Source organism: Pseudomonas sp., from assembly GCF_028293835.1.
GTDB lineage: Bacteria > Pseudomonadota > Gammaproteobacteria > Pseudomonadales > Pseudomonadaceae > Aquipseudomonas.
This window is the reverse complement of record NZ_JAQGNX010000105.1, coordinates 1-25,933: the sequence shown is the minus strand read 5'-3', so window position 1 is coordinate 25,933 and position 25,933 is coordinate 1. Positions and strand designations below refer to the sequence as shown.

General features: G+C 57.0%; 24 protein-coding genes and 1 pseudogene. 10 read left to right on the top strand and 15 right to left on the bottom strand.

The window, feature by feature from the left end:
- Both glf and JWR17_RS14505 read right to left on the bottom strand, forming a co-directional pair.
- On the bottom strand, positions 1 to 1,200 hold the full coding sequence (gene glf / locus JWR17_RS14510; RefSeq protein ID WP_299832603.1) for a UDP-galactopyranose mutase: 1,200 nt from the start codon (positions 1,198 to 1,200) through the stop codon (positions 1 to 3).
- The gene (locus tag JWR17_RS14505; RefSeq protein ID WP_299832602.1) at positions 1,188 to 2,372 is read right to left on the bottom strand and encodes a glycosyltransferase family 1 protein; all 1,185 of its coding nucleotides are present in this window, start codon (positions 2,370 to 2,372) and stop codon (positions 1,188 to 1,190) included. The genes glf and JWR17_RS14505 overlap by 13 nt, the downstream gene beginning before the upstream one ends.
- A 399-nt stretch (positions 2,373 to 2,771) precedes the next feature.
- Here JWR17_RS14505 and galE point away from each other — a divergent pair, with 399 nt between their 5' ends.
- Positions 2,772 to 3,800, top strand: a complete 1,029-nt coding sequence (galE, locus tag JWR17_RS14500) for a UDP-glucose 4-epimerase GalE (protein ID WP_299832601.1) — start codon at positions 2,772 to 2,774, stop codon at positions 3,798 to 3,800.
- Positions 3,801 to 3,848: 48 nt separating this feature from the next.
- Here the strand turns inward: galE and JWR17_RS14495 are convergent, their stop codons facing one another.
- Complete coding sequence (locus JWR17_RS14495) at positions 3,849 to 4,802, bottom strand: class I SAM-dependent methyltransferase (protein ID WP_299832600.1); 954 nt, start codon at positions 4,800 to 4,802, stop codon at positions 3,849 to 3,851.
- 21 nt (positions 4,803 to 4,823) lie between these two features.
- Positions 4,824 to 6,167: an iron-containing redox enzyme family protein gene (locus JWR17_RS14490; RefSeq protein WP_299832695.1), complete on the bottom strand. Its 1,344-nt coding sequence runs from the start codon at positions 6,165 to 6,167 to the stop codon at positions 4,824 to 4,826.
- Between the two features lie 296 nt (positions 6,168 to 6,463).
- On the opposite strand from JWR17_RS14490, the gene JWR17_RS14485 reads away from it, so the two are divergent.
- Complete coding sequence (locus JWR17_RS14485; RefSeq protein WP_299832599.1) at positions 6,464 to 7,714, top strand: MFS transporter; 1,251 nt, start codon at positions 6,464 to 6,466, stop codon at positions 7,712 to 7,714.
- A gap of 147 nt (positions 7,715 to 7,861) precedes the next feature.
- The gene (locus JWR17_RS14480; protein WP_299832598.1) at positions 7,862 to 8,452 is read left to right on the top strand and encodes a hypothetical protein; all 591 of its coding nucleotides are present in this window, start codon (positions 7,862 to 7,864) and stop codon (positions 8,450 to 8,452) included.
- A 15-nt stretch (positions 8,453 to 8,467) separates the two neighbouring features.
- On the opposite strand, the gene JWR17_RS14475 is transcribed toward JWR17_RS14480, so the two are convergent.
- Positions 8,468 to 9,112, bottom strand: coding sequence for an ATPase (locus tag JWR17_RS14475; RefSeq protein ID WP_299832597.1), 645 nt, complete (start codon positions 9,110 to 9,112; stop codon positions 8,468 to 8,470).
- A 279-nt stretch (positions 9,113 to 9,391) separates the two neighbouring features.
- Here JWR17_RS14475 and JWR17_RS14470 point away from each other — a divergent pair, with 279 nt between their 5' ends.
- The 5 genes from JWR17_RS14470 (at position 9,392) to JWR17_RS14450 (ending at position 14,144) form a co-directional block, all read left to right on the top strand.
- Positions 9,392 to 10,360 carry a class I SAM-dependent methyltransferase gene (locus JWR17_RS14470; protein ID WP_299832595.1) on the top strand — a complete coding sequence of 323 codons (969 nt, stop codon included), beginning with the start codon at positions 9,392 to 9,394 and terminating at the stop codon, positions 10,358 to 10,360.
- A complete protein-coding gene (locus JWR17_RS14465) occupies positions 10,341 to 10,886 on the top strand; it encodes a GNAT family N-acetyltransferase (RefSeq protein ID WP_299832593.1) in 546 nt (181 codons plus the stop codon). The genes JWR17_RS14470 and JWR17_RS14465 overlap by 20 nt, the downstream gene beginning before the upstream one ends.
- A gap of 41 nt (positions 10,887 to 10,927) precedes the next feature.
- Positions 10,928 to 12,379: an NAD(P)/FAD-dependent oxidoreductase gene (locus JWR17_RS14460; protein ID WP_299832592.1), complete on the top strand. Its 1,452-nt coding sequence runs from the start codon at positions 10,928 to 10,930 to the stop codon at positions 12,377 to 12,379.
- A gap of 190 nt (positions 12,380 to 12,569) precedes the next feature.
- Positions 12,570 to 13,418, top strand: a complete 849-nt coding sequence (locus JWR17_RS14455) for an NAD-dependent protein deacetylase (RefSeq protein ID WP_299832591.1) — start codon at positions 12,570 to 12,572, stop codon at positions 13,416 to 13,418.
- Between the two features lie 150 nt (positions 13,419 to 13,568).
- Positions 13,569 to 14,144: a nuclear transport factor 2 family protein gene (locus JWR17_RS14450; protein ID WP_299832590.1), complete on the top strand. Its 576-nt coding sequence runs from the start codon at positions 13,569 to 13,571 to the stop codon at positions 14,142 to 14,144.
- 81 nt (positions 14,145 to 14,225) lie between these two features.
- On the opposite strand, the gene JWR17_RS14445 is transcribed toward JWR17_RS14450, so the two are convergent.
- Entirely contained in the window at positions 14,226 to 15,077 is an 852-nt protein-coding gene (locus JWR17_RS14445; RefSeq protein ID WP_299832589.1) for a DUF1989 domain-containing protein, read from the bottom strand.
- Positions 15,078 to 15,188: 111 nt separating this feature from the next.
- Here JWR17_RS14445 and JWR17_RS14440 point away from each other — a divergent pair, with 111 nt between their 5' ends.
- Positions 15,189 to 16,628 (top strand): MFS transporter, encoded by a 1,440-nt coding sequence (locus JWR17_RS14440; RefSeq protein WP_299832588.1) that lies wholly within the window; start codon positions 15,189 to 15,191, stop codon positions 16,626 to 16,628.
- Positions 16,629 to 16,630: 2 nt separating this feature from the next.
- On the opposite strand, the gene JWR17_RS14435 is transcribed toward JWR17_RS14440, so the two are convergent.
- From JWR17_RS14435 to JWR17_RS14415, 5 genes are all read right to left on the bottom strand, one after another.
- Entirely contained in the window at positions 16,631 to 16,855 is a 225-nt protein-coding gene (locus tag JWR17_RS14435) for a DUF6555 family protein (RefSeq protein ID WP_299832587.1), read from the bottom strand.
- Between the two features lie 244 nt (positions 16,856 to 17,099).
- Positions 17,100 to 18,653, bottom strand: coding sequence for a nitric oxide reductase transcriptional regulator NorR (norR, locus tag JWR17_RS14430; RefSeq protein WP_299832694.1), 1,554 nt, complete (start codon positions 18,651 to 18,653; stop codon positions 17,100 to 17,102).
- Positions 18,654 to 18,775: 122 nt separating this feature from the next.
- Positions 18,776 to 18,994, bottom strand: coding sequence for a DUF2945 domain-containing protein (locus JWR17_RS14425; RefSeq protein ID WP_299832586.1), 219 nt, complete (start codon positions 18,992 to 18,994; stop codon positions 18,776 to 18,778).
- Positions 18,995 to 19,037: 43 nt separating this feature from the next.
- Positions 19,038 to 20,861 (bottom strand): glycoside hydrolase family 15 protein, encoded by a 1,824-nt coding sequence (locus tag JWR17_RS14420; protein ID WP_299832585.1) that lies wholly within the window; start codon positions 20,859 to 20,861, stop codon positions 19,038 to 19,040.
- Positions 20,854 to 21,654, bottom strand: coding sequence for a glucose 1-dehydrogenase (locus tag JWR17_RS14415; RefSeq protein ID WP_299832584.1), 801 nt, complete (start codon positions 21,652 to 21,654; stop codon positions 20,854 to 20,856). The genes JWR17_RS14420 and JWR17_RS14415 overlap by 8 nt, the downstream gene beginning before the upstream one ends.
- Before the next feature lie 197 nt (positions 21,655 to 21,851).
- On the opposite strand from JWR17_RS14415, the gene JWR17_RS14410 reads away from it, so the two are divergent.
- On the top strand, positions 21,852 to 22,820 hold the full coding sequence (locus JWR17_RS14410) for a LysR family transcriptional regulator (protein ID WP_299832582.1): 969 nt from the start codon (positions 21,852 to 21,854) through the stop codon (positions 22,818 to 22,820).
- On the opposite strand, the gene pstB is transcribed toward JWR17_RS14410, so the two are convergent.
- From pstB to JWR17_RS14390, 4 genes and pseudogenes are all read right to left on the bottom strand, one after another.
- Positions 22,801 to 23,580: a phosphate ABC transporter ATP-binding protein PstB gene (pstB, locus tag JWR17_RS14405; RefSeq protein ID WP_299832580.1), complete on the bottom strand. Its 780-nt coding sequence runs from the start codon at positions 23,578 to 23,580 to the stop codon at positions 22,801 to 22,803. The genes JWR17_RS14410 and pstB overlap by 20 nt on opposite strands.
- The gene (gene pstA, locus JWR17_RS14400) at positions 23,580 to 24,476 is read right to left on the bottom strand and encodes a phosphate ABC transporter permease PstA (protein ID WP_299832578.1); all 897 of its coding nucleotides are present in this window, start codon (positions 24,474 to 24,476) and stop codon (positions 23,580 to 23,582) included. The genes pstB and pstA overlap by 1 nt, the downstream gene beginning before the upstream one ends.
- Positions 24,473 to 25,468 carry a phosphate ABC transporter permease subunit PstC gene (gene pstC, locus JWR17_RS14395; protein WP_299832693.1) on the bottom strand — a complete coding sequence of 332 codons (996 nt, stop codon included), beginning with the start codon at positions 25,466 to 25,468 and terminating at the stop codon, positions 24,473 to 24,475. The genes pstA and pstC overlap by 4 nt, the downstream gene beginning before the upstream one ends.
- A 75-nt stretch (positions 25,469 to 25,543) precedes the next feature.
- Positions 25,544 to 25,933: pseudogene (locus JWR17_RS14390) on the bottom strand (substrate-binding domain-containing protein); the annotation flags it as partial.

The following is a 25,933-nucleotide window of genomic DNA, read 5'->3' as shown; positions in this document are numbered from 1 at the left end:
TCAATTCTCGACAGCGATGGGTTGCTGGGCATACAGCGCCTGCCCTACTTCGGCCTCGGCGTCGGCGATTCGTTTGTACAAGGCCAACGCCTGGCCCACAACCTGGTCCATGTTGTAATACTTGTACGTCCCCAACCGCCCAAGAAAAGTAACCTCGGGTGTTTTTTCAGCCAGGGCTTTGTAACGCGCATACAGCTCGGCGTTTTCTGGCCGCGGGATCGGATAATAAGGATCGCCGTCTTCGCACGGAAATTCGTAAGTGAGGCTGGTCAACGGGTGTTGCTGGCCGGTCAAGTGCTTGTACTCGGTGATCCGCGTGTAGGGCACCGTTTCCGCCGGATAATTGACCACCGCCACCTTCTGAAACTGCTCCTGATTCACGGTTTCATGGCGGAAGCGCAGGCACCGATACGGTAGACGCCCCAGACAATGACCAAAATACTCATCGATCGGGCCGCAATACACCAGGTGCTGATAACTCACGCGCTCGCGGACCACCTCGAAATCAGTGTCGAGCACGATGTCGATGCCAGGATGATCCAGCATCCGCTCAAACATTTTGGTGTAGCCTTCCAGCGGCATCATCTGAAAGGTGTCGGTGAAATAACGATCATCAGTGGTGGTGCGGGTCGGGATTCTCGAGGTGACCGACTTGTCCAGTTCGGACGGGTCCAGGCCCCATTGCTTGCGGGTATAACCGCGGAAAAACTTCTCGTACAACTCGCGACCAATCTGGTTAATGACCACGTCTTCCGAGGTGCGAATATCGGCCACCGGTTCCGCGCGGCTGGCGAGAAAATCCTGTGCCTGCTCTTCCGTCAACGACAACCCGTACAGGCCGTTCAAGGTCGTCAGGTTGATTGGAATTGGCAACAGATGCTCGTCGACTTGCGCCAACACCCGATGCTCATAAGGGCGCCACTCGGTGAATTCCGACAGGTAATCGACAATGCGTTGCGCGTTGGTATGGAAGATATGGGGCCCGTAGCGATGAACCAGAATGCCAGCCTCATTGAGATGGTCATAAGCGTTGCCGCCGACATGCTCGCGTCGATCAATCAGCAGCACGCGCTTGCCGAGACCTGCCGCTAAGCGCTCCGCCAACACGCTACCGGCAAATCCGGCGCCGACAATTAGATAATCATACGTGAGGCCGCGCCGGGAATTTTCTTCAGCCCTTTCCAAGGTTATTTCAGGCATTCGATTTGCTCCTTGATGTTGGTCCAGGTGTGGTCCCACGACATGCCTTGCAAGGCCTCATCCGCATGCCGATAGAGCGCGTCGAGGTCGTTGCGATAGGCCAATGCTGTCTTGATCGCCCTGGCAAAATCCTCGGCGACACCGGCAATTCGCACCACCGGGCTGTTGCCGTAAGTCCGCACCACATCAATGATCGGGGTGGACACCACCGGGCAACCTCCCGCCAGGTATTCAGGTGTTTTTGTCGGGCTGATAAAGCGTGTGGATTCATTGATCGCAAATGGCATCAAGGCCACATCCCAACCACTGAGATACTCCGGCAACTGCGCATACGCCTTGCCGCCCAGGTAGTGAATATTGCTCAGCCGAGGCAGCATCGCGACATCGATCTTCACCACTGGCCCAATTAATACGAACTGCCATTGCGGATGTTCCACCGCCAGATTCGCCAGCAATTCAATGTCGAAACGCTCGTCTATCACGCCGAAAAAGCCCAAGCGTGGATAGCCAATTGCGCGTTGATCCTCAGGCTCGGCAAGCACCTGACGAGCCTTGGAAAAATGCTCGATATCGACGCTGCTGGGCATTGAATGGACGTTAGGGTGCTGCCCGCGTTTTGCTTCCCAAAGGCTGTGACCTCCGGTGAACACGACGTCGGCACGGGCCAACAACCGGCGTTCTTTATCCAGTAAATCCGGTGGAGCGCCCTTGAAGGCAGACAACTCGTCCATGCAATCGAAGACCGTCACCTGAGGCGACAGATGCTCCGTGAATGCCAGACTCATCGGGGTGAAGTACCACAGCAGCAGTTCCAATGGCGGATGCTCAGCCAAGTAGCCGTCGAGCAATTCACGTTGGATTCGATTCACGGCTCGGGCCGTAAGCCCGGCTGGGATGTGTGGGACCAACACCGTGACGCCACTGGCCTGTACCAACTCCTCGAGCCAGGCGTCAGTACGGTTTGAGGGCAACGGTTCTTCAAAAAAAAGTACTTGATAGTCCAGTGTGAATCGCGACATCAAATGCTGCGGACGTTGATAAACAAACCCCCAGCGCAGGTGTGACAAGCACAGCAACGTGGGCCTGAGGATCGCAGTCAGCACCTCAACGGCTTGGGAAATCTCTTGTTGGTCATCAAGAGCGTCGGGATATTGCGTCTGGGCTTCTTCCATTATTTTGTTCCTCTGGAAAGACGTCGTTACGTATCACCGAGGGCGAAAACACATATCATCTTGCAGCGGATACGCAGATACCAATGAAGGCAACAACACTGTCAACCAGACGCATGACTTCTTGCACAAACCCCCTGTCACGTTTATGTGAGTAAGCTTTTCGTCAAGGCGTTCAGAGCAAATTAAAACGAAGCGACGAAACGTCACCGCCGGTCAGCAACGTACGCTGAACTAGCGCATCGCCCGACTTTCCCATTATCAAGAGCTACGTGATTTCCTGTACAAACCGTCAAAATTTGACGGCAGGTGTGTGGTGTCGTAATTCGCTCGATCTGGCCGTTGTACGGTTTTGCTGTCCGCTTCGCCGGTCAAAGAATGTGCAAGTTCGAGGAATACCCAATGATTCTAGTGACTGGGGGGGCGGGCTATATTGGCGCGCATGCAGTACTTGCCTTACTGCAAAACGGGCATGAAGTCTTGGTGCTGGACAATTTGTGCAACAGCTCCAGCGCTTCTTTGGAACGGGTCACGCGCCTTGCGGGGCGAAGGCCACAGTTTGTCATGGGAGACGTGAGAAGCCGGCCACTGCTGGACAAACTGTTTGCTGCATATCCAATCGATGCTGTGATGCATTTCGCTGGGTTAAAGGCTGTGGGTGAAAGTGTTCGCGAGCCACTCCGGTACTTTGAAACCAACGTCAGCGGCAGCGTGACGCTGTGCCAGGCAATGGCCCATGCCGAAGTGTTTACGTTGGTGTTCAGCTCATCGGCCACGGTGTATGGCGAGAGCGAAACCATGCCCATCTCCGAAAGTGCCGCACTGGGTTTGCCGACTAATCCGTACGGCCATTCCAAACTCATGGCCGAACACGTCATGCGCAGCGTGGCGCATTCCGATCCACGTTGGGCCATCGGCCTGCTGCGTTACTTCAATCCCATCGGCGCGCACCCGTCCGGCCTGCTGGGGGAAGCTCCGAAAAATATCCCTAATAATCTACTGCCCTATTTGTTGCAGGTAGCGCTGAAACAGCTGCCCGCCCTGCGTATTTATGGCGATGATTACCCAACGCCAGACGGCACCGGGATCCGCGATTACTTGCACGTTGTTGACTTGGCCGAGGGTCACTTGATGGCCCTGAACCGCCTGCGCAAGCAACCCGGAATATCCACCTGGAACCTTGGCACCGGTCGCGGTTACTCCGTGCTGGAGGTACTCAAAGCGTTTGAAAAAGTGGTCGGTAAAACCATGCCCGTCTGCGTCGAGCCGCGGCGTAGCGGTGACATTGCGCAGTGCTGGTCGGATCCGAGCAAAGCGCGGGAGGAGTTGGGCTGGGAATCGAAACGGGACTTGAACTGTATGCTTGAGGACGCTTGGCGTTGGCAGTGTCTTAACCCCAATGGTTACGGAGCCGACGCGATGGCCGTTTAATTTCTTTGATACCCGGCCGCGAGTTTCGCGGCCGGATTACATTTGCGCCTAAGCGCTTCGAGTGACGGTCAACACCACTGCCGCTATTCGGTCCACGCTTTCATAGCCGGGGGTGGCCAACTCTTCGCCGAACACATCGGGGTCGAGTTCACGGTACGTCCAGTTGTAGTCTGGATGGTCCAATTGCGTTTTCAACGCGGCAATAAACGGATCGCTGCCTTCGACCATTGCCACACCGGTATACAGCAGCAGCGAGCCGCCAACTGACAATCGGGGCAGCGCTTCTTCAACGATTCGCACGGACAGTTGCGCCCCCAGATCGCCGCCGCCGTGACGATAAGCCCGTTGCCCTGGGTCTTTCATATAAGGCGGATTCGCCACGATGAGGTCGAACGTTCCAATAACGTCTCGCAAGATATCTCTGCGTTCGCAGGACACATTGGTAACGCCCGCCAGCGCCGCATTGACTGACGTCATGCGCAGTGCCATCGGGTTGATATCGGTTGCAAGCACCTGCGCTTCACGCCGCGCCCTGGCAATCAGAATGGCCCCTGCACCTGAGCCGCAACCAATGTCGATGACATGGTTGATCTCATGAAAGCTGCTGTTCAAATGGGCCTCGATCGCCTGGGAAAAACGGTACGTGTCGGGGCCAAAAAATACCGCATCGCTGGCCGTGGTCGGGAAGCCGGAATGAGCCAGCAGCAGGTCACCCAGACTTGACCATCTGACGGTGCTGGCCAAACCGGTTGATCGCTCCTCGACAATGCCGGCCTGACGCATCTGCTGCAACTCATCGGCGGACATCAGCGAGGGTGAAAAAGATCGACTCCAACCGAAGACATCACGCAACGTAGTCGCCATTCGCGTCCCCGCTCGTTCGTTGACCCGACGATGGGTCAACGGGGTCACGGTAGTGAAGTGATAACCGTCGGCCTGAAGGCGTCGGCCCAGTTGCAGCAACGCGGTGTCTGCGGCCAATTGCTCGTCATCGGCGTGCATGCTGATCTCCTGTAATAACGCTTATTGCCCGATAAATTCGGCGAACATGCGGGTGGCCAAGAGCCCTGCCGGCGTCGAATGCCGCCCTGGCGACATGCGGTCGATCAGGTACAGAAGCTGATTGTGTTGGCTCATGATCTGCAGCTCAGTGCGCAAGCGGTCCAGATCCATGTCCACCGACTTGGCCGGTAGACCGGGTGGTATGTCGCGATGGCTTGTGGCTTCGCTGGGCATAAACCGCGAACGGGCGTTGGCGGTAAATGCGCTGCGCGTCCGGGCCAGCGATTGACTGCCTTGCGGCTGCCAGTCCCCGCTGATCCAGTCACGCAGCAGTTGTTTTTCATAGGGGCTGAACACCCCGAACATAGACGCACCCGCACCCTCGATCAGTTGCCAAAACCGGCTCAGTTGTGGGTCTTGATGACGTTTTATCCAGCCTTTGTTTTCCAGCGCAGACAAAAACCCTGGGATTTTTCCGGGTTCGTGCAGCCACTCGTTAACGGTGCGGCCTTCGAATTTGCAGTAGTCGGAATGCATGTGCTGACCAAAACTGCGTTTGCGCTCCAACATCTGCACGACTTCTTGCTGAAGGTCGAACGACTGGATGACTGCAGTGGTATTCAAACCCAGGTCATTGAGTCGATAACCCAAGGCCACCCGCCGGTAAAAGTCCCTCGGGTTGCTGTCGACGGGCATCAACTGCAAGACCGATTGCGCGGCCCTGCATGCATGCCCAGAGCTGGCGTTATCGATGGTGACGTGCAATGTGAAGTAATACGGATCGATGCCCAGTTCGCTGAGTTCGTAAGCGGTGATCAGCAAATGCAGCGGCAGTTGTTCATAACCGAGGTTGAAGCCGATGACTTCGGGTAAGAAATGCCGTGCGTTGTAGCCGAGCGCCAACTGCAACGCGCCCTGCAGATAATGCTCATCGTGCAGGTCGATTGCCGATTCACAGCCCTGCTCGGCAAGCAATTTGCGATAAATAACCACATGGTTTTGCGCCGGGTCACCGTCACCCAATTCTTCGAGGTACGTGCGAACCAGTCCATCAAAACGGTAATCATCCCAATGCCGCAGGGTGCCATACAGCCACGCGCCATCCACTGCCTTGCTCGGAGCAACGCATTGCAGAAAGTACAGCGCATGTGCCTTGTTGGTGAAAAACCGTCTGGCCCCACCATTTTTTCGCTGCTTCAGATAGTCAGCGTATTGCTGACCCACTGCGGTGGAATTGGCTTGGACCCATGCTTCCAGATCGGCTGGATTTTCAGGAAGGTCGCACGGCGCCTCACCGACCATGGCCAATTGTTGGTGCAGGAACTCACGGGCATCGGACACACAGTCGGCGTCTGGCCCGCGCATCAGGTCATCGTAAAGGTGTTTTATCGCGCCTGGGGCCTGTACCGAACAGGCGGAGGCAATCGGGTCCAAAGCAGGCATTCGAAGAGTATTCATGGCAACTCCATACTAAGACGGGGGCCTTTTCGGCGCCTCCGGCCAGACCTCCTTAGGCCTGCGCATACATAACGGAGCCACGGCGACCGTAGAAATTCATTCAATCGAAAAATTGGCAGACCGGTGGAGGGGTTTGCGCCTGTAGGAGCCCATTGGCGTAGGATGGGCGGTCTGCAATTCGCTGTGCTGTCGGAACCCTCGCAATGAGCCGCACTTTCCGCTCGCTGAAAAACTACAACTACCGCATGTGGGCCGGCGGCGCGCTGGTATCCAACGTTGGTACCTGGATGCAGCGTACAGCCCAGGACTGGTTGGTGCTTACCCAACTCACCCACCGAAACGCCACGGCCGTCGGCATCGTCATGGCGTTGCAGTTCGGGCCCATGCTGTTGTTGCTGCCATTGACCGGGTTGGCGGCTGATCGTCTGGATCGAAGAAAACTCCTGCTTACCACCCAAGCGTGCATGGCCGTACTGGCTTTGGGGCTGGGTTTGCTGACGGTTGCTGGCTGGGCAGAGTTATGGTCGGTCTACGTATTCGCCTTACTGCTGGGCTGTGTCACGGCGTTCGATGCGCCAGCGCGACAAACGTTTGTGGCGGAGCTAGTGGGCGATGAAGACCTGTCGAACGCGGTGGCACTGAATTCCACTTCATTCAACGCCGCGCGGATGATCGGTCCCGCCATCGCGGGTGGGCTCATTGCCTCGATCGGCACCGGTTGGGTATTTCTGCTCAATTCGGTCACCTATATTGCGGTGATCGTTTCCCTGCGCATGCTCCGTGTCGGCGAATTGCACCTCAGCATCAAGGCACCGCGAACCCGTGGAGGCTTCGCCGAAGGCCTGCGCTACGTGTGGAAACGTCCCGACCTGAAAGCTGCGTTGTTCATGCTGTTTCTGATCGGCACCTTTGGCCTCAACTTTCCGATTTTCATCTCCACCATGTCCGTCACTGTATTCCACACCGGGGCCGGCCAATATGGGCTACTGGCGTCGATGATGGCGATTGGATCGGTCATCGGCGCGCTGCTGGCCGCCCGGCGTGCCCGACCCCACGTTGGATTGTTGCTTGCCGGGGCCACTGTCTTCGGCGTCGGTCTGACAGTCGCCGCGATCATTCCTGACTATTGGATGTTTGGCATTGCGCTGGTCGTCATTGGTGTCTCGGCGCAAACCTTCAATACAACGGCCAACAGCCTGGTGCAGCTGTCCACCGAGCCTGAAATGCGCGGGCGGGTCATGGCGATCCTGCTGGCCATCGCCATGGGCGGCACCCCACTCGGCGCGCCCATCGTGGGTTGGGTAGCAGATCTATATGGCCCGCGCTGGGCCCTCGGCATTGGCGCAGCGTCAGGGTTTTTCGCCGCAGCGGTCGGGCTTCACTATTTGATAAAGCACCGCCAACTGCGGGTGAGCTTCAACCACAGACGCCTCCGTTTCAGCATGGACAAGTAATTTCGTCGCCGTTAAGGGCAGGAGCGCGCTTGCGTTGTTTAGAACAATTTTTCACACTTTTTTCAGCGTTAAACCGCCATGCTTTCGCACCGGCCCCACGCACATCACAGCGCCGCTCGCTATTCGTTATCAATGAGGAAAATTTGAATGTCGTTTTTCAGCAGAAACACTGCAGTCCTGGCGCTGAGCCTAACGGCACTCTTGACCGGTATGAGCAGCTTTGCCGCGACCAAACCGGTGGCCAAATCGTCTTCCATACAAAAGGTTTCGATGCTGGATGGGAAATTTGCGTTCAGCTTGCCCACCAGTTATGTAGCCACCCCAATGTCGGATGGCACCGAAAAGACTGGCACAGCAGGGACGACGGGGACGATGTATGCCAACAAGGATGAGAAGCGGGTCATTCTGACCGCTGAAAGAACCCTGCCCGGCGGCATCAGCACGGGTGACAACGACGATGTGTTTCTCGACGGCTCGGTGGCCGACTTCGTACGTCAGCAGAGCGCTGCCTTGCCTGACTTCAAGCAAACCAGCGAAAACAGATTGACCGTCAAGGGGCTTGGCGTTCGCGAGATAGACAGCACCGCTACCATGGGCGGCGGTCATACGCTGAACGCCACATTCCTGTCCGGATCAGGCACCCATGCGATAGTGGTTCAGGTGATCTCCCGGGCAGATGACCAGGCCGGGCACGCTGCGTTGATCAAACGCATCATCGCAGGCTTGAATACCCGCTGAGATACGCTGATCGGTTCAGGACTTGGCGTTAATCAAGGTGTAGAGCGAGGCGTCGAACTGTTGCAGCGCATCGACTTGCACCACACGCTGCCCGTCGATCTCGGCGGCCACTTCTGGCGCTGATTTGCTCATGGCCCACACTGGCGAGAGGTTTTTGCCAGCGTGACCTTCGGCTTTACCGATGTAGTTCAGTTGGGCATCAAAAAACTCGGCGACAATGCTCGCCTGCACGTCCGGGCTGCGTGGCGTGACCAGAACGTTTTGAGTATCCAGCAACACGATCACATCAGGTCTTGCGGCCATCAGCGCATCGAGGTTGTCGTAGAAATCCACCGATTTGAACTGAGCCTGCAATGATGTTTTCAACCAGTCGATGGCCAGTGTTGGGTCTGAACTTGAAACGAACGCTTTCTGAATTTGTTCGTCCATCTGCTGACTGCCCTGCGCCACGGCGTGGTATCGCTCCAGGTAAGCCAGATTTGCCACGGTATTTTCGCTGAAAACAACACCCACCGATTGCGTGTGCTTCAAGGCAACGCCGGAGGACTGGGTGGCAGCTCTGAACACGCCATCCTTGTTGTCGGAATTTTCGGGGGAACCGGTAGCGCATCCTGCCAAGGCGATGACTAGGGCAAGCAAAGCTGCAATTCGAATTTTCATCTCACTTCTCCAAGTGCCTCGGTTGGCAGAACGCCATCCTGAACTATCCTGGAAAAAAGCCCTCCTCCCAAACATCAATGGTGATTATCGACAAAACAGATAATGGCCCAACTGTTCACCCTTAAAGCATCACCCTGCGCAACCGCATCGTGGTATCGCCGATGTGCCAATACTCGGTTTTGAAGGATGCCGCCTTTTTGCCTTGGGCCATGAGAAAGGCCATAGGCATTCAGGCCATTGCGCTTAAACTGCGCGCTCATGAATGAACGACATTTCGCTATGAATTCCGATGCACTGTCTTTGCTGTACGCCTATTTACTCGATGCCTTGAGCACCACCACCGACGAGGCGCGACGCCTGTTTCACGGCCGGGGCCGGCGTTGGCAGGGCCTGGAAAATCTGACGGCCGACTGGCTAAATGGGGTGCTATTGGTCTCGCTGTTCAAAGCGCCTGGAGCGGATGAAATGATCGCATTGCGCGAAGTGCTCGGCGCGCTGCCCCAATCGCCGCAATGGCTGAAGTCCGGTGCCCACGCGCTATTACTCCAGCACCGGTACCTGCAAGACAGCAGCACTGAATGGTTGCTGGGGGAACCGTTTGATACCGGGGTCATCACTGAGAATGCTCTGCACTTCAAACTGGATTTTGGCCGAAACCAAAACACCGGTTTATTCCTCGACATGCGTTACGGTCGAGACTGGGTTCAAGCCAACGCTCATGGCAAGCGAGTGCTTAACCTGTTCGCCTACACCTGTGGCTTCTCAGTGGCAGCGATTGCCGGAGGCGCAGAACACGTGGTTAACCTTGATATGGCCAAAGCCGCACTCAGCCGCGGCCGGGAAAACCATCGACTGAATCAGCATGACCTGAGCCGCGTGAGCTTCCTGGGGCACGACCTGTTCAAATCCTGGGCGCGGGTCAAACGAGACGGTCCTTATGACCTGATCATCGTCGACCCGCCGTCATTCCAGAAAGGCAGTTTTATCCTGACCAAGGATTACCAGAAAATCCTTCGCCGCCTACCAGACCTGCTCAACCCACAGGGCATGGTGCTTGCGTGCGTCAACGACCCGGCCATTGGCCCCGAGTTTCTCACCGAAAACATGGCCATCGAGGCGCCCAGCCTGATCTTCCAGCAGCGGCTGGAAAACCCGCCAGAGTTCGCCGATGAGCAGGTGGAGGGTGGCTTGAAGGCATTGGTTTTTTTATTGAGTGCCAAGAGTGATCATGACGAAGTTGAAGACTGATATGAGCAGCGATGTTTCGTTTCGCTTGGCAACACTGGAAGACGCCCTGTGCATCGGCGCGCTGGGAACCCAAGTGTGGCTCACCACCTACGCCACCGGCGGGATCCGCCCTTCACTGGCACGAGAGGTCATCAAGCATTTTTCACTTGATGCGCTATCGGTCACCCTGGCCAAGCCAGACAGGGTATTGGTGCTCGCCGAGCAAAAAGGTCACCTGGTGGCGTTTGCACAGTTCCGGTATGGCGCTGAACACCCACTGCTCCGCGTCCGCCCAGCCGTCGAGTTAGAGCGTCTTTACGTCCAAGAGGCCTTTACCGGAAAAGGCATCGGCAAACAGCTGCTGCGTGAAACAGAGGCGCTGACCAGCGTACGCGGTGCGAACGCGATCTGGTTAAGTGCCTGGGTCGGCAATCGGCGCGCACTCGCGTTCTATATTGCACAAGGTTACCGAGACATCGGCGGCGATTGGTACTCGTTCGAGGGTGAGGACCACGAGAATCGAGTGTTCGCTAAAAGCCTCAACTAAGCTGCACGTCATCAAGGTCCGCATTGCCGGGAGGGAATGTGATGGCGACAACGCATTTTGACGTATTGATCATCGGCGCCGGGCTGTCGGGAATTGGTGCGGCGTACCGGTTGCAAACCCTTTGCCCGGAGCGGTCTTATGCGCTACTGGAAGGAAGGGCCGAGATGGGCGGCACCTGGGATTTGTTTCGTTACCCCGGAATGCGCTCGGACTCCGATATGTTCACCTTGAGTTACCCCTTCCGTCCCTGGAAAGGTGCTGCAGCAATCGCCAACGGCGCGGCGATTTTGCGCTACATCTGCGACACCGCTCACGCCTTCGGCATCGACCAACACATTCGTTTCAAGCATCAGGTCCAATTGGCCGCATGGTCGTCTGAAGAGGCGCGATGGACGTTGGATGTGCGCATCGCAGACACGCAACAGACGTTGTCCTACAGCTGCAACTTTTTGTACGTGTGCAGTGGTTATTACGACTATGCCGCCGGTTACACCCCGGCGTTCACGGGTAGCGGAGCGTTCACCGGCCGGTTGATTCACCCGCAACACTGGCCGGAAAACCTGGATTACACGGGCAAACGCATCGTCGTGATTGGCAGCGGTGCTACCGCCGTCACGCTGGTCCCTGCGTTGGCAGCCAAGGCCGGGCATGTGACCTTGTTGCAGCGCTCACCCAGCTACATCGCGTCGTTGCCCGAAACCGATTTCATCGCGGACTTTCTGCGACGAACCTTGCCTGAGCGTGTTGCCCACCGGATAGCGCGCTGGAAAAATATCCTGCTCGCCCTCGGCCTTTACCAGTTCTGCCAACGCTTGCCGGTGCTGGCGAGAAGGGTCTTGCGTCATGGCGTGGCCACCAAACTGCCCCAGGGGTTCGCGGTGGACGAGCATTTCAAACCACGCTACCAACCCTGGGACCAACGGCTGTGCCTGGTGCTAAATGCCGACCTGTTCAAGGTACTGTCCTGTGGCAGTGCTTCCATGGTTACTGATCAAATCGACACCTTCACTGCCGGTGGCATTCGGCTCAAATCCGGCCGAGAACTGGCCGCTGACATCGTTGTGACCGCCACCGGGTTGAAACTGCAAGCGTGCGGCGGGATCAAACTGGCTGTGGACGGGCAACAGGTCGCTTTGGCGGACACCTTCGTTTACAAAGGTGCACTGCTGAGCGGTGTCCCTAATTTTGCGTTGTGCGTGGGTTATACCAATGCGTCATGGACCTTGCGCGCCGACCTGTCTTCCCTGTACGTGTGCCGATTGCTCAATCATATGAGCCTTAATGGCCTCAAAGTCGCGACTCCGGTGTGCGACGACAGCAGCGTCGAGCCTCGTCCGCTGCTGAATATTTCCTCGGGTTACGTACTGCGCGCAACCAATGCCCTGCCAAAACAGGGCTCTAAAAAGCCATGGCACTTGCCGCAAAACTACCTCAAGGACTGGATGACCCTCAGGTACGGCAGCGTGGCAGATGGGGTAATCAGGTTTAAATGAGTGGGGGACATACCCAATGTCCCGGTTGAAATTGCGCGGGGCATCCGGGCCCGCTTCGCGATCCGTGCCGAACAAGCCCGCTTCTACCATTCGATTTCGCGGATTTGGACGGGCCTCACATGAAACACCAAAACCAGTCTATCGTTACTCACCTGCCCGCCCCTGGGCACGTCGCAACGGAGCCCCTTTTATGATCACCAGCCAGAGCCGAGCGGGCCTTGAGACCTTGTGCCAGTTAATGGCCGACAGGCCGTTTCTGGTGTTGACCGGGGCTGGGATCAGCACTTCTTCCGGGATTCCGGACTATCGCGACAAGGACGGCGTGCGCCGGGGCAAGGCGCCGATGATGTACCAGGACTTCATCAATGCGCCCAGCGCACGCCAACGCTATTGGGCGCGAGCGATGCTGGGGTGGCCGCGTATCCGCCTGGCGCGGCCCAATGCAGCACATGAAGCATTGGCCGAGTTGCAGGCGCGGCAATTGATTAATGGGGTCATCACGCAAAACGTCGACACGCTGCACGATCAGGCGGGCAGTCGCGATGTGATCGAGCTCCACGGCAGCTTGCACCGGGTGGTGTGCCTCGATTGCGAGCAACGCACTGATCGCGATGTGATCCAGGAGCTGCTGGAAACGCAAAACCCCTACCTGTCGGGCGTCGATGCGGTTCAAGCGCCGGATGGCGATACGTTGCTCGACCCGGCGTTCGAAGCGCGTTTCCACGTACCCCACTGCCCGTATTGCCAAGGTGATCGCTTGAAACCAGACGTGGTGTTTTTCGGAGAAAACGTCGCTCAAGCCACCGCCATCAAAGCCATGCACAGCGTCGAACAGGCCCAGGGCCTGTTGGTCGTCGGCTCTTCGCTGATGGCTTTTTCAGCGTTCCGCTTGTGCCGGGCAATCGCCGATCAACGGAAACCATTAATCGCCATTAACTTCGGTAAAACCCGTGCCGATGATTTTCTCGACCTGAAAATCGAAGCGTCCTGTGAAGCTCTGTTGCCACTGATCGCCGAGCGACTGGGCGAATTCGACTAGCTTGTCGAGCAGCATGGCCTTCGAACATCACGGGCGAGTGCGACACGGCGGCGCACCCCTTAACTAATCCGATCAATCCCTGGTTTAGCGTGTCAGATCAAGAGGCTCGGCGACATCTCGGGCATCGTTGCGAACACACAGGGGTTGGCCATGTACGAATACCTTGTAGATCGAATGAGCATTGCAGATCTGATTAACGGCTGGATCTATCAAGATCTGGCGCAATGGGACAATTTGCGCGAATTATTTCACCCCGAGGGCACTATCGAAGTCACTTGGTTTGAAGGCTTGTTCAGCGACTTCGTTGACGCCTCGATGCAGATGGGCAGCTCCGATCTGCGCACCAAACACTTCATCGCCGCACCCATGGTTACCTTTAATGCAAGTCGGGCCATCGTAGAAACCAATGCCATGATCGTCGGCGAAAACGTGAAATGGGGATTGGGCTGCAGCGTGCATAATCGTTTTTATGACTGGGTTGAGCAACGCAACGGTGTCTGGAAAATCATCAAACGCCAGAGCATTTACGACATGGGTTCGTTCACCTTCCCCCAAGGAGTAGTCGAAGTTGATTTAGAGATCGTGCAGCGCTATCCACGGGAGTATGCGCCGCTGGCCTACGTACTGGAAAAAAGCGGTTTTCCGGTGACCCGAGTGTTTGCCACCAAGGGCAGTCAGATGGAACAGGACATGAAAACGGCTGGGCAGAACTGGCTGGCGCGTTGAACTCTTATCAAACCCCGCATACTCATTGAATTTACCCAAAAAATTAAATGGTAGGGGCGGGGTTAGCGGTGCGACAATGGGTCAGCTCTCCCAGTCAGCCTTGGCGATTTCCAACCCGTGCAGGCCCTTATAAGCCGCGCGCTCCGGTTGTTTCCAGCCTTGCAGCAGGCTGTCATCGAGTTGGTAGATCTCGACCCCCAGCGGTCGGCAAACGGTCAGCGGGTCTTGCGCATCAGGTCCCCACATGGCCAACGACAGGTCACCACCGGGACAGGTGGACAACGCGCACAACACGTCAATCTCAGCGAAAAACTCAAGGTAGTCGCCCTTCTTCGCCGGGCAGGCTTTCATGAAGTACATGTCGTCGTGATTGAGCCCGGTGCATTGAAAGATGTTCAGCACATCGTGCACGTCAAACTCGGTCAGGCCGTGGGGCAATACCGCACGGGTCAAGTTGGAGTGACAGTGATGGTGGAAATCTTCGCCGGTCAGCATCTTGTTCACATACGGATCGCAGCGGGTGCCGAGTAAGTCATGCAGGCGACCGCCGTGCTCGTCGATGCCGTAATCCGCCAGACTGTCGTCAGTGATGGTCGCCATTGGCCGCAGAAATGGCAGGTTCGACCACAGACGATCATAAGTACTGACATGGGCGCCTTGCAGTTGCCGAGTACGCGCTGCCCACATGCGTTCGCGCGGGTCATGGGCATTCCAGATATTGAAGTCGCCCACTTGCGGGCCGACTGGCGTTGTCACCCGAAACACTTGCCCCGCCGAGACTTTCCAGGCACGCCCGGTGCGGATCGGTACTTCGAACTGCTCCACCAACGTACGGGCGTCGGTCTGTTCGCGAATGCGCTCGTAGAATGCTTTGTCGACGTTGAGCGCTGAGCCTTTACTGACCTGATAGGCCGCAGGGTAGTCTTTGTACATGGGGCGATGGCCTCTTGCTGAAAAAAAGGGCTGACACATTCGGCTGAATGAATGTAACAATTTATCGCATAAAAAACGCCACCTTCCTCCCATGGATTTGGAAAGCCTCGCATGTCCTCGCTCTCGCCCTCCGCCGCGCCCGCCGCTGCCGCCCTCTGTGACGGGATAAACCCGGTTCGGGCTTCGATTATTTCCGCGCGTATCGACCGTCTGCCCGGGGTCGCAACGTTGTGGCGGCTGGTGGCATTGCTGTCGATCGGTGGATTTTTCGAACTGTATGACTTGTTCCAGACCGCCTATATCAGCCCGGGGCTGATCCGCGACGGTATTTTTGCCACCGGCAATCTGGGCGTGTTTGGCTTTTCCGACCAGGCCGCATTCGCCTCGGCGACCTTTCTCGGCCTGTTCCTCGGTGCAAGCTTGCTCAGTCCAGTTGCCGACCGCTTCGGACGTCGGGCAATCTTCACCGTTGCGTTGATCTGGTACACCGTCGCCACCGTGCTGATGGGCATACAAAGCTCGGCGCTGGGGATTATCGGTATGCGCTTTCTGGTGGGTATCGGGCTCGGTGTCGAGTTGGTGACCATCGACGCCTACCTCTCAGAGCTGGTGCCGAAACGGATGCGCAGTTCAGCATTCGCTTTCGCCTTCTTTGTGCAATTTCTGTCGGTGCCGGCGGTGGCGCTAATGTCTTGGTGGCTGGTGCCGCAAGCACCGTTCGGTGTATCCGGCTGGCGCTGGGTGGTACTGGCCAGTGCGGTGTTTGCGCTGTTCATCTGGTGGCTGCGCTCGCGTCTGCCTGAGTCGCCGCGCTGGTTGGCACAACAGGGCCGGTTCGAAGAAGCCGAACGGATCATGGACACGCTTGAAGCACGCTGTCTGCGTGACCACGGCAAAGCATTGGATCAACCGGAGCCGGAAGCGGTGAGCGTTGAAGGCGTAGGACGCTTTGCCGATATGTGGCAACCGCCCTACCGCCGCCGTGCATTGATGCTGATTGTATTTCATGTGTTTCAAGCGATTGGGTTCTTTGGTTTCGGCAACTGGTTGCCTGCGTTACTGTCGGGACAAGGCGTAAGCGTTACCCACAGTTTGATGTACGCCTTTATTATTACGCTGGCGTATCCACTCGGGCCGCTATTATTCGTCAAGTTCGCCAATCGTTTCGAAAACAAGTGGCAGATCGTCGGCTCGGCGTTGGGAAGCATGGTCTTTGGAACACTGTTCGCACTGCAGACTTCAGCGCTGGGACTGATTGTCTGCGGGGTCATGATTACCTTCTGCAACGCCTGGCTGAGTTTTGCGTATCACTCTTATCAGAGCGAATTGTTCCCGACTAATATTCGCGCACGTGCCGTGGGGTTCTGTTACTCCTTCAGTCGCTTATCGACCGTGTTCAGCAGTGTGTTGATTGGTTTCTTTCTCGATCACTTTGGTACCTCAGGGGTACTGACCTTCATCGTCATCAGCATGTTGATTGTGATGATCACCATCGGCCGTTTCGGCCCGCGCACCCGTAACCTGGCGCTGGAAAACATCGCTCATCACTGAACTCAGCTCTGTGCCCACTCAACGTCCGTAATGCCGAAATGCTCGGCATACGGGCGCGAAACACGCGGCACCTTTTCTAACCGGTACTTAGGGATTCGGCCAATGCCAGCATCGACACTTGCATGATGCCAGGCTTCGGTGTTGTCCATAAACTCAGCGCTGATGTAGAAAGATCTGAAACTGCCATTGAGCAAGTAATCAATTCTGTAGTGCTTGGATACGTTCATCTAACGGCGGCCTCATCAACTCAATCCTAGAGTTTTTAATGACCTCTGGGGATTAGCAAAAATTCCATGGTTATGTCCAAGCGGTATAACAGCAACTCAGGTGGATACAGACGCTTACTAACTGCAATCGAATGAGTGTGTCAGGATGCCAACAATGTATAGGAGCCAACGTGTTGGCGAAGCGGTTTGATGCCCGGTCAATGATGGCGTCTCGCCAACAAGTTGGCCCCTACGCGAATATGCGTCAGCGAATGCCCAGGCGTTTTGCCAGGCGACTGAGGTTGGCTCGATCAATATTCAACTCGCGGGCGACGTCGGCCCACTTACCTTGGTGCCGATTCAGCGCCTCGCTGATCAATGCCTTCTGATAAGCGTCCACAGACTCCTTTAGCCCTTCGCCCTGTTTGACCCTTGGCGTGTCCCGCTGCAAGTCCGGTTCAACGTGCACAGGTTGCGTTTCCATCCCCAATGACTGCGCATCAATAGTCAGGATACGCGGCCGTTCCGCGTGGGTTGAAAGCGCCTTGAGCGTGGCGCGGCTGATCAGGTGTTCCAGCTCGCGAACATTACCCGGCCATGCATAACCCACCAGTAATTTTTGCGCCTCCGGGTTTATGCGCAAACTGCGCAGGCCCATACGCGCGCGGTTCTCTTCAAGGAAAAACCCGGCCAACAACAGCACGTCCCGCCCGCGTTCTCGCAACGGCGGCACGCGCAACGGGTACACGCTCAAGCGGTGGTAAAGGTCCGCGCGAAAACGCCCCGCGCGCACCTCGTCGGCGAGGTCGCGGTTGGTCGCCGCAATGATCCGCACGTCAACATGGTGCTCCTGATCAGAGCCGACCCGCTGCAATTGACCGCTCTGCAATACCCGTAGCAGTTTCGCCTGAACCGCCAGCGGCAGTTCGCCGACCTCGTCGAGAAAAATAGTCCCACCGTGGGCAAGTTCAAACTTGCCGCTGCGCCCATTGACTGCACCGGAAAACGCGCCTTTGACGTGGCCAAACAGTTCGCTTTCGACCAGTAACTCAGGCAACGCCGCGCAGTTCAGGCTGATCAGGGGTTTGTGCGCCCGAGGCGATTGTAGATGGATCGCTTCGGCAACCAACTCCTTGCCAACACCGGTTTCGCCGGTGATCAACACCGATAACGCGCTGTTACCCACCAGGTGTATTTCTTGCTGCATACGCTTGTGCACGGGACTTTGGCCGATTAATTCCCGTGGCCCGCGTCCGCCCGCTGCGCGTTTGTAGACCTCGGCCAATTGACGCTGGTCTTCAAAATTACGCGCCAGCTGATTGATCCGCTCGCTGGCCATCACCGTGGCCGCAGCCAGGCTGGCAAACGCTTCAAGGTTATCCAGATCGACTCGGCCAAAGGTCGAGGGGTCCAGGGCATCCAGGGTGATCAGGCCCCAGGGCTTGTCCTGAAGAAAGAGCGGACAGCCAAGGCAATCGTGGACCTCAAGATGTCCCTGGTGATCTTCGACCAGGCCATCGTAGGGATCGGGCAAGCCGCAGTCAGCAGAAAAGCGTGTCGGGCCACGGTTTTGCAAAAGAATTTTCAGTCGCGGATGTTCTTCAACCTTGAAGCGTCGGCCCAAGGTATCGGGACTCAAGCCCTCCACCGACAGCGGCACCAGCACATCACCCTCAAGCTTGAGCAACGCCACCGCATCGCACGGCAGCAATTGACGTAACGAATACAGCAGTCGTCGATAGCGCTCATGGTCGGGCAGTTCCCGGGACAGATCAGCCACCAACGGCACCAGCGCAAGCAATAACGGATTGGTCATAATGACTCCATGAGTGTGGTCATCAGGACCGCGCTCGCATTATCAAAATGACACGGAAAAATAGCAACCAGGGCCGACGCCGGGAACATACCTTGTAGAAGCCAACGTGTCGGCGAAGCGATCCCCTACATATTCGCCACCCGTTCCAGGGCCTCTTCCTTGTGCATCGCCAAGTGCCCGGTCTTGTCGCTTTTGACTTCGTATTGCGGATGCTCTTCGGAAGCATGCCGAGTGCGGCCCATGAACTCGACTTCCGCCACGTGCACTTTAGTGACCTTGCCGATGATGTGACCGGCTTCGGAATTCCAGCGCACGTGGTCGCCGACCTTGAAGGTGTGGCTCATGACTGTCTCCTTTTTTCCTTATTATTAAGACGCTGAAGGACCTTTACGGCTGCCACTGCGTGTCGTCATGGTCCAGTTTGCGATCGAGAAAACTGGCTGCGCTGATCAACGCCAGGTGACTCAACGCTTGGGGGGTGTTGCCCAGGTGGCGGCCATGGGTGTCAAACTCCTCTGCGTATAACCCCAACGGATTGGCATAGCGCAACAGTTGTTCAAACTCCAGGTGCGCCTGCTCAACTCGACCCGCACGGGCCAGGCACTCGACGTACCAGAACGAACAGGCAGTAAACGCGCCCTCTTCCCCGCCCAGCCCATCGTCGGACACTTCATCGTGACGGTAGCGATAGACCATGCCGTCACGCACCAGATGTCCCCCAATGGCCTCCAGTGTCGACAACCAACGGGGGTCACTGGCACCGACGAAGCGCACCAGTGGCATTAACAACATCGACGCATCCAGGTTGCGACTGCCAATGTGCTGGACGAAATGCCCAAGGTCCTCGTTCCAGAAGTTCTTCCAGATATCGTCGTGAATCGCTTGGCGTTCTTTGTCCCAACGATCAAACGGTGCCGGCAGCGAACGCTTGAAGGCCAGGCGCAAGGCTCGGTCCAGCGCGACCCAACACATCAGGCGAGAATGCAAAAAATGCTGATCCTGGCCGCGCATTTCCCAGATACCCACATCCTTTTCTCGCCACTTCTCACACACTTGGTCCACCAGACGCGTGGCATTTTTCCAACCATCGTAGGAAATCGCCTCGCCGTATTTATTGGCCAGGTACACCGCATCCATCAGCTCGCCGTAGATATCCAGCTGGGTCTGTTTATAGGCGTCATTGCCGATGCGCACGGGGGTGGCGCCGCCATAACCTGACAAATGCGTGAGCTCTTCTTCAGGCAGCTTCTCGTGACCGTCGAAGGCATAGAGAATCCCGAGATCCTGCGAGTCGTCGCAGCAATCGCCCATACGGGCCCGAATCCAATGCATAAAAGCATTGGCTTCATCGATGTGACCCAGACGCATAAAAGCGTACACCGTGAAAGACGCGTCGCGAATCCAGGTGTAGCGATAATCCCAATTGCGGGTGCCGCCCGTAGTTTCCGGCAAGCCAAAGGTCGCGGCGGCAACGATGCCGCCGTGCTTGCGTGACGTCAGCAGCTTCAAGGCCAAGGCCGAACGGTGTACCGTTTCACGCCAACGTCCACGGTAATTGGACTTGGCGCTCCAATTGCGCCAAAAACTTAAGGTCTCATCCATGTAGCGCTGGCATTTCCCGGCATCAATTTCCGGATCGTCTACCCCGCCGAGGATGAACTCGACGAACTCGCCCTGTTTCAGTTCAAACTCGGCTACGGCGCTATGGCCGTCGAGCTGCATCGGCTGGGTCCCGGATAAACGCATCCCCGGCTGGCCTGGCGCAGAAAAACATACGTCTTCGCCGTCCATACGCGCTTCGGTGGGTGCCCGGCTGTAATCCAGCCGCACCGCGCAGCGCAGGTGAATCATCGCCCGGCCATAGCGCACGTTGATCCGACGCACGATTCGCGGCAGATCATCTTCGCTGTGGGCGATGGGCATCAGGTCAGTGACTTCGATCACCGCCTCTTCTGCAATCCATCGAGTTTGCAGGATATTGGTTTCTGGCAGATAGATTTGTTGCCGGCGGGCGTCGGGCAAGTCCGGCGCCAGCTGAAAAATGCCGGCCTGCGGGCTATCAAGCAGCGCGGTGAAGATGGATGGGCTGTCAAAATCCGGCCAGCAACAGAAATCAATACTGCCGGTGTCTGCGACCAACGCCGCGCTGCGCATATCGCCGATAATCCCGTGGTTCTCGATAGGGCTTTGCGCTTCGTTTCTATCAACCATTGTCGCGGAACTCCGGGTACAGGCTCATCCCGCCGTCGATAAACAGCGTGGTGCCATGGACGTAATCAGAAGCGTCCGAGGCCAGCCACACCACCGCGTTGGCCACATCCTCAGCATCGCCGACCCGACCATAGGGAATCAGCTTCAGAAGCTTTTCCAGCGCCGGGCCCTGAGTGGCCGCCTCATTGATCGCAGTATGAATGGCCCCCGGCGCAATACTGTTGACGCGAATACGCTGCTGTCCTACTTCCTGCGCGATGCTGCGCATCAGCAGGTCGACGCCACCTTTTGAGGCAGCATAATTGGCGTGCCCGGCCCATGGAATAAGCTGATGGACCGAGCTCATGTGGATGATTTTTCCCACCGCACGGGACACGCCAGGCCGATCGCCCTGTTTGGCGAACTGGCGCAAAGCCGCCCTGGCACATAAAAACTGCCCGGTAAGATTGACCTCAATGACGGTGTTCCATTGCTCCAAACTCATCTCGGTGATGGGCGAATCCTTCTGCAACCCGGAGTTCGCGACGAGGATATCGAGATAACCGAACGCCTTAATGGTTTCTGCAAACAGGCGTTCTACCTGATCTTCCTTTGAAACGTCGGCGCCAATGGCAATGGCCTGGCCGCCCGCTGCACGAATTTCGTCCACCAATTGTTCGGCAGGTTCCGCATGGGAGTTGTAATTGATCACGACCGCCGCACCCGCCGCCGCCAGGGCTCGCGCCGCACCTGCCCCCAGGCCCGAACTCGCACCGGTGACCAGAGCGACTTGCTGTTTGAGTGAAATAAGCATGGGTCATTCAGCCTCTCGGTTAGCCTGTAAAAGCTGACCGGCGCGGCTACCCGTAAGTTCATTTGGCCCGGTACATGGCTCCCCCTGCTAAAGCCGAGGTAGACGGTAGGACATCCAGCTTTCTAAACTACCGTGTTACATCACGCACGTGTTTTTGGCTATTTGGCCAAAGGTGGATGTTCAGGGGACGGCAACCGATGAATCGCAACGAATTGCGCAAGGCTGACATCAACTTGATGGTGGTTTTCGAGACCCTCATGCAGGAGCGCAACGTAACCCGTGCGGCCGAAAAACTGTTCCTCGGCCAACCCACCATCAGCGCCGCGCTTAACCGCTTGCGGGCGCTGATGAATGACCCGTTATTCGTTCGCGTCGGACACCGCATGGAACCCACCGCCAGGGCACTGGAGATCATTCAGCACCTGTCACCGGCACTGGACGCCATGTCCACCGCGCTGAGCCTGACGCGTGATTTCAATCCCGCCGACAGCACCATGACCTTTCGCATCGGGCTGTCTGACGACGTCGAATATGGGCTGCTGCCTGCGCTGTTGCGGGCGATCCGCATAGAAGCACCGATGATCGTCATCGTGGTCAAACACGTCGATCACTGGAATATGTCGGAATTATTGATGTCCGGTGAGATCACCGTGGGCATCAGTCGCACGGAAGATTTACCGGCTAACGCCAAGCGCAAGCAGTTGCGCGCCATGCACCCACGCGTGCTGCGCGCCGACCAGTCATCAACACCGTTGACCCTGGACGAATATTGTTCGCGCCCGCATGTGGTGGTTTCGCACACCGCCAATATCAGCAGTTTCTCCGATGAGTGGCTGCGAGCAATCGGCCGCAAACGGCATGTGGTGTTATCAATCCCGCAGTACAGCACATTGCCAGCACTGATGGCCGGTACTGATTTGCTGGCGAGCTTGCCCGATTACACCTCGATGGCCATGGCAGCGGCCGCCAGGGGATTATCTGATGAGCCGCTGCCGTTCGTGACCCCAACGCTGGACTTATCCATGGTCTGGCTGAGCCTGAGCGACAGCGATCCAGCCGAACGCTGGTTGCGCGGCAGGTTAGAGGCATTCATGAGCGACCGGACACCGGTGCCAATCGCAGTGCCCATCAGTGTAGGAAGCAGCCTTAACCAAATCGACCCGTGATGTAGTCTTCGGTCTGGGTTTTTCCGGGTCTGGTAAAGATGGTGTCGGTGTCGCCGTGTTCGATCAGTTCGCCCATGAACATGAACGCGGTGTAATCCGATACCCGTGCCGCTTGCTGCATGTTGTGGGTGACGATGATCACGGTGAACTGCTCTTTAAGGTCGGTGATCAACTGTTCGATACGACCGGTGGAGATCGGGTCGAGGGCTGAAGTCGGCTCGTCGAGCAATAGCACTTGCGGACGCAACGCGATGGTACGGGCAATGCACAGGCGCTGCTGCTGACCGCCGGAAAGGCTTTGGGCGCTATTTTTCAGCTTGTCTTTGACTTCGTCCCACAGTGCCGCGCCATGCAGGGCCTGCTCGACACGCTCTTCCATCTCCCGGCGGGTGAGCTTTTCGTGGTGGCGCACGGCGTAAGCAATGTTGTCGAAAATCGACATCGGGAACGGCACCGGCTTCTGGAAAACCATGCCGACGTGGCTGCGCAACCGGTTCATTGAATAACCTGGGGCAAGAATATTCTCGCCGTTGAGCAGCACTTCACCCTTGGCTTCCTGCTTGGGATACATCGCATAAATACGGTTGAAGACCCGGAGCAACGTGGACTTCCCGCAGCCCGACGGGCCAATGATTGCGGTGATGCGCTTCTCGGGAATGTCCATGTTGATGGATTTCAGCGAGCGTTGTTCGTTGTAGAAGAATTCCAGGTCGCGCACGCGAATCTTGGTTTTTTCGTTGGCTAGGGCGAGGTTATTCATCAGGTCAACCTATTGCGCAAAAGGATCAGACGGGACAGCAAGCTGAGGACAAGCACGAACAGCGTCAGGATCAACGCGCCCGCCCAGGCCAGCGAATGCCAGTCATCAAAAGGGCTCATGGCGTACTGGAAAATCACCACCGGTACGCTGGCAATCGGTTTGAGCAGGTTACTGCTCCAGAACTGATTGCCGAATGCAGTAAACAACAGCGGCGCGGTTTCGCCGGTGATCCGGGCCAGAGCCAGCAACACACCGGTAACGACACCGGCCTTGGCCGCGCGAAGGACAATTTGCAGGGTCAACTTCCATTGCGGCACGCCCAACGCCAACGCGGCTTCGCGCATGGTAGAAGGTTGCAACTGAAGCATTTCGTCCGTGGTGCGTACCACCACTGGAATCACCAGGAGCGCCAAGGCCAAGGCTCCGGCAATGGCCGAGAAACCAACCTGGTGGTTGGTCAGCATGTTCAGCGGCAGAATCACTCCGGTGTAGATGAACAGCCCCAACACGATGGACGGCGCTGACAACAGGATGTCGTTGATAAACCGGATGGTGGTGCCCAGACGCGTATAGCGCGCAAACTCGGCCAGCCAGATCCCCGCCATCAAACCAATCGGTGTGCCGATCAACAAGGCGATGCCAGACATCAGCGCACTGCCGTAGAACGCGTTGGCCAAGCCACCTTCGGTACCCGGTGGTGGGGTCATTTGAGTGAACAACCGCAGGTTCAGCGCCTGGAAGCCGTTGATGACAGTGGTGAGAAGAATCCAGACCAGCCACAGCAAGCCGAACAAGGTGGCGCCACAGCTCAGAATCATCGCCAGCCAGTTCTTGAGATTGCGGCGCCGATAAAGAGCCTCGCTGCTGCCTTTGTGCGTTTCGTGAGTGTCGGTCATAGCCCCTCCTTACGTGAAAGGCGCATCAGCATCAGCCGTGCCAGTGCCAGCACGATGAAGGTCACGACGAACAGCAAGAAGCCCAGCGCAATCAATGCCGAACGGTGCAGGTCGGTGTAGGCCTCGCTGAACTCGTTGGCGATCACCGAGGCAATCGAGCTACTGGGCATCAGCAGCGAAGCCGAGAACTGGTTGGCGTTACCCAAAACGAAGGTCACCGCCATGGTTTCGCCCAGTGCGCGACCCAAACCGAGAAACACCCCGCCGACCACCGCTGAGCGGGTGTAAGGCAAGACGATGTCCCAGACCACTTCCCACGTCGTGCTGCCCAGGGCGTAGGCCGACTCCTTGAGCGTGGTGGGAACACTGCGAAACACTTCATGCATCACCGAGGTAATGAACGGCATGATCATAATCGCCAGAACAATACCCGCAGTGAGCATGCCGATACCCAGTGGCGGCCCCTGGAACAACGACCCCACCAACGGCAGTGCGCCCAGGTAATCGTTAATCCAGGGCGACAGGTATTGCGCCATGAACGGGCCAAACACGAACAGCCCCCACATGCCATAGATAATCGATGGAATCCCGGCCAGCAGTTCGACCGCCGAAGCAATCGGCATCCGCAACCAAGGGGGTGCAACTTCAGTCAGGAAAATCGCAATGCCGAAGCTTACGGGCACGGCGATCAACAGGGCCAGAAACGACGTAACCAGTGTGCCGTAAATGGGCACCACCGCGCCGAAGTGGCCGTTTACCACATCCCATTCGGAGCTGGTCAGGAAATCCAGGCCGAACGTTCTAAATGCCAGACTGCCGCCCCACAACGTGGACCCGGCAATGCTGACCAGCAAAAACAGCACCAATAACGCAGCACCCATCATCGTCCGTCGAAACCACAGGTCGTGACGTTGATCGCGGGCGGCGCGCTTGTCGCCGGTGCTGTCGACGCTGGAATGAGTCGTGGACAGGGTTTGCGTGTGTTCAGTCATCAAAGGTCCACTCACAAGGATGCTCCCTGCTATCCCACCTCAATGGCGGGACAAGAGGGAGCCAAAGGCTTCAGATCAATGGTTGAAGTCGGACTTCCAATAACCTTCGATCTTCTCAACCAGCGAACCTGGAAGCGCAACGTAATCCAGAGCAGCGGCTTGTTGCTGGCCTTTTTCCAGTGACCATTTGAAGAAGTCGAACGCAGCTTTGCTTTGCTCGGCATCTTTCGGTGTTTTGTACATGATGATCCAGGTAGTCGCGGTGATCGGCCATGCGCTGTCGCCCGGTGCGTTGGTCATGATCACGTTGAAGTCTTTGGCGCTGGCCCAATCGGCAGTGTCAGCAGCGGCCTGAAAGGCTTTGGCGTTAGGCTCGATGAACTTGCCAGCCGCGTTTTTCAACTGAGCCGAGTTCATCTTGTTGGTCAATGAGTAAGTGTATTCAACGTAGCCTATCGAGCCTTT

Coding starts and splice junctions, on each gene's coding strand:
- glf (WP_299832603.1), bottom strand. CDS start 1,200: ATGCCTGAAATAACCTTGGAAAGGGCTGAAGAAAATTCCCGGCGCGGC.
- JWR17_RS14505 (WP_299832602.1), bottom strand. CDS start 2,372: ATGGAAGAAGCCCAGACGCAATATCCCGACGCTCTTGATGACCAACAA.
- galE (WP_299832601.1), top strand. CDS start 2,772: ATGATTCTAGTGACTGGGGGGGCGGGCTATATTGGCGCGCATGCAGTA.
- JWR17_RS14495 (WP_299832600.1), bottom strand. CDS start 4,802: ATGCACGCCGATGACGAGCAATTGGCCGCAGACACCGCGTTGCTGCAA.
- JWR17_RS14490 (WP_299832695.1), bottom strand. CDS start 6,167: ATGCGCGGGCCAGACGCCGACTGTGTGTCCGATGCCCGTGAGTTCCTG.
- JWR17_RS14485 (WP_299832599.1), top strand. CDS start 6,464: ATGAGCCGCACTTTCCGCTCGCTGAAAAACTACAACTACCGCATGTGG.
- JWR17_RS14480 (WP_299832598.1), top strand. CDS start 7,862: ATGTCGTTTTTCAGCAGAAACACTGCAGTCCTGGCGCTGAGCCTAACG.
- JWR17_RS14475 (WP_299832597.1), bottom strand. CDS start 9,112: ATGAAAATTCGAATTGCAGCTTTGCTTGCCCTAGTCATCGCCTTGGCA.
- JWR17_RS14470 (WP_299832595.1), top strand. CDS start 9,392: ATGAATTCCGATGCACTGTCTTTGCTGTACGCCTATTTACTCGATGCC.
- JWR17_RS14465 (WP_299832593.1), top strand. CDS start 10,341: ATGACGAAGTTGAAGACTGATATGAGCAGCGATGTTTCGTTTCGCTTG.
- JWR17_RS14460 (WP_299832592.1), top strand. CDS start 10,928: ATGGCGACAACGCATTTTGACGTATTGATCATCGGCGCCGGGCTGTCG.
- JWR17_RS14455 (WP_299832591.1), top strand. CDS start 12,570: ATGATCACCAGCCAGAGCCGAGCGGGCCTTGAGACCTTGTGCCAGTTA.
- JWR17_RS14450 (WP_299832590.1), top strand. CDS start 13,569: ATGTACGAATACCTTGTAGATCGAATGAGCATTGCAGATCTGATTAAC.
- JWR17_RS14445 (WP_299832589.1), bottom strand. CDS start 15,077: ATGTACAAAGACTACCCTGCGGCCTATCAGGTCAGTAAAGGCTCAGCG.
- JWR17_RS14440 (WP_299832588.1), top strand. CDS start 15,189: ATGTCCTCGCTCTCGCCCTCCGCCGCGCCCGCCGCTGCCGCCCTCTGT.
- JWR17_RS14435 (WP_299832587.1), bottom strand. CDS start 16,855: ATGAACGTATCCAAGCACTACAGAATTGATTACTTGCTCAATGGCAGT.
- JWR17_RS14425 (WP_299832586.1), bottom strand. CDS start 18,994: ATGAGCCACACCTTCAAGGTCGGCGACCACGTGCGCTGGAATTCCGAA.
- JWR17_RS14420 (WP_299832585.1), bottom strand. CDS start 20,861: ATGGTTGATAGAAACGAAGCGCAAAGCCCTATCGAGAACCACGGGATT.
- JWR17_RS14415 (WP_299832584.1), bottom strand. CDS start 21,654: ATGCTTATTTCACTCAAACAGCAAGTCGCTCTGGTCACCGGTGCGAGT.
- JWR17_RS14410 (WP_299832582.1), top strand. CDS start 21,852: ATGAATCGCAACGAATTGCGCAAGGCTGACATCAACTTGATGGTGGTT.
- pstB (WP_299832580.1), bottom strand. CDS start 23,580: ATGAATAACCTCGCCCTAGCCAACGAAAAAACCAAGATTCGCGTGCGC.
- pstA (WP_299832578.1), bottom strand. CDS start 24,476: ATGACCGACACTCACGAAACGCACAAAGGCAGCAGCGAGGCTCTTTAT.
- pstC (WP_299832693.1), bottom strand. CDS start 25,468: ATGACTGAACACACGCAAACCCTGTCCACGACTCATTCCAGCGTCGAC.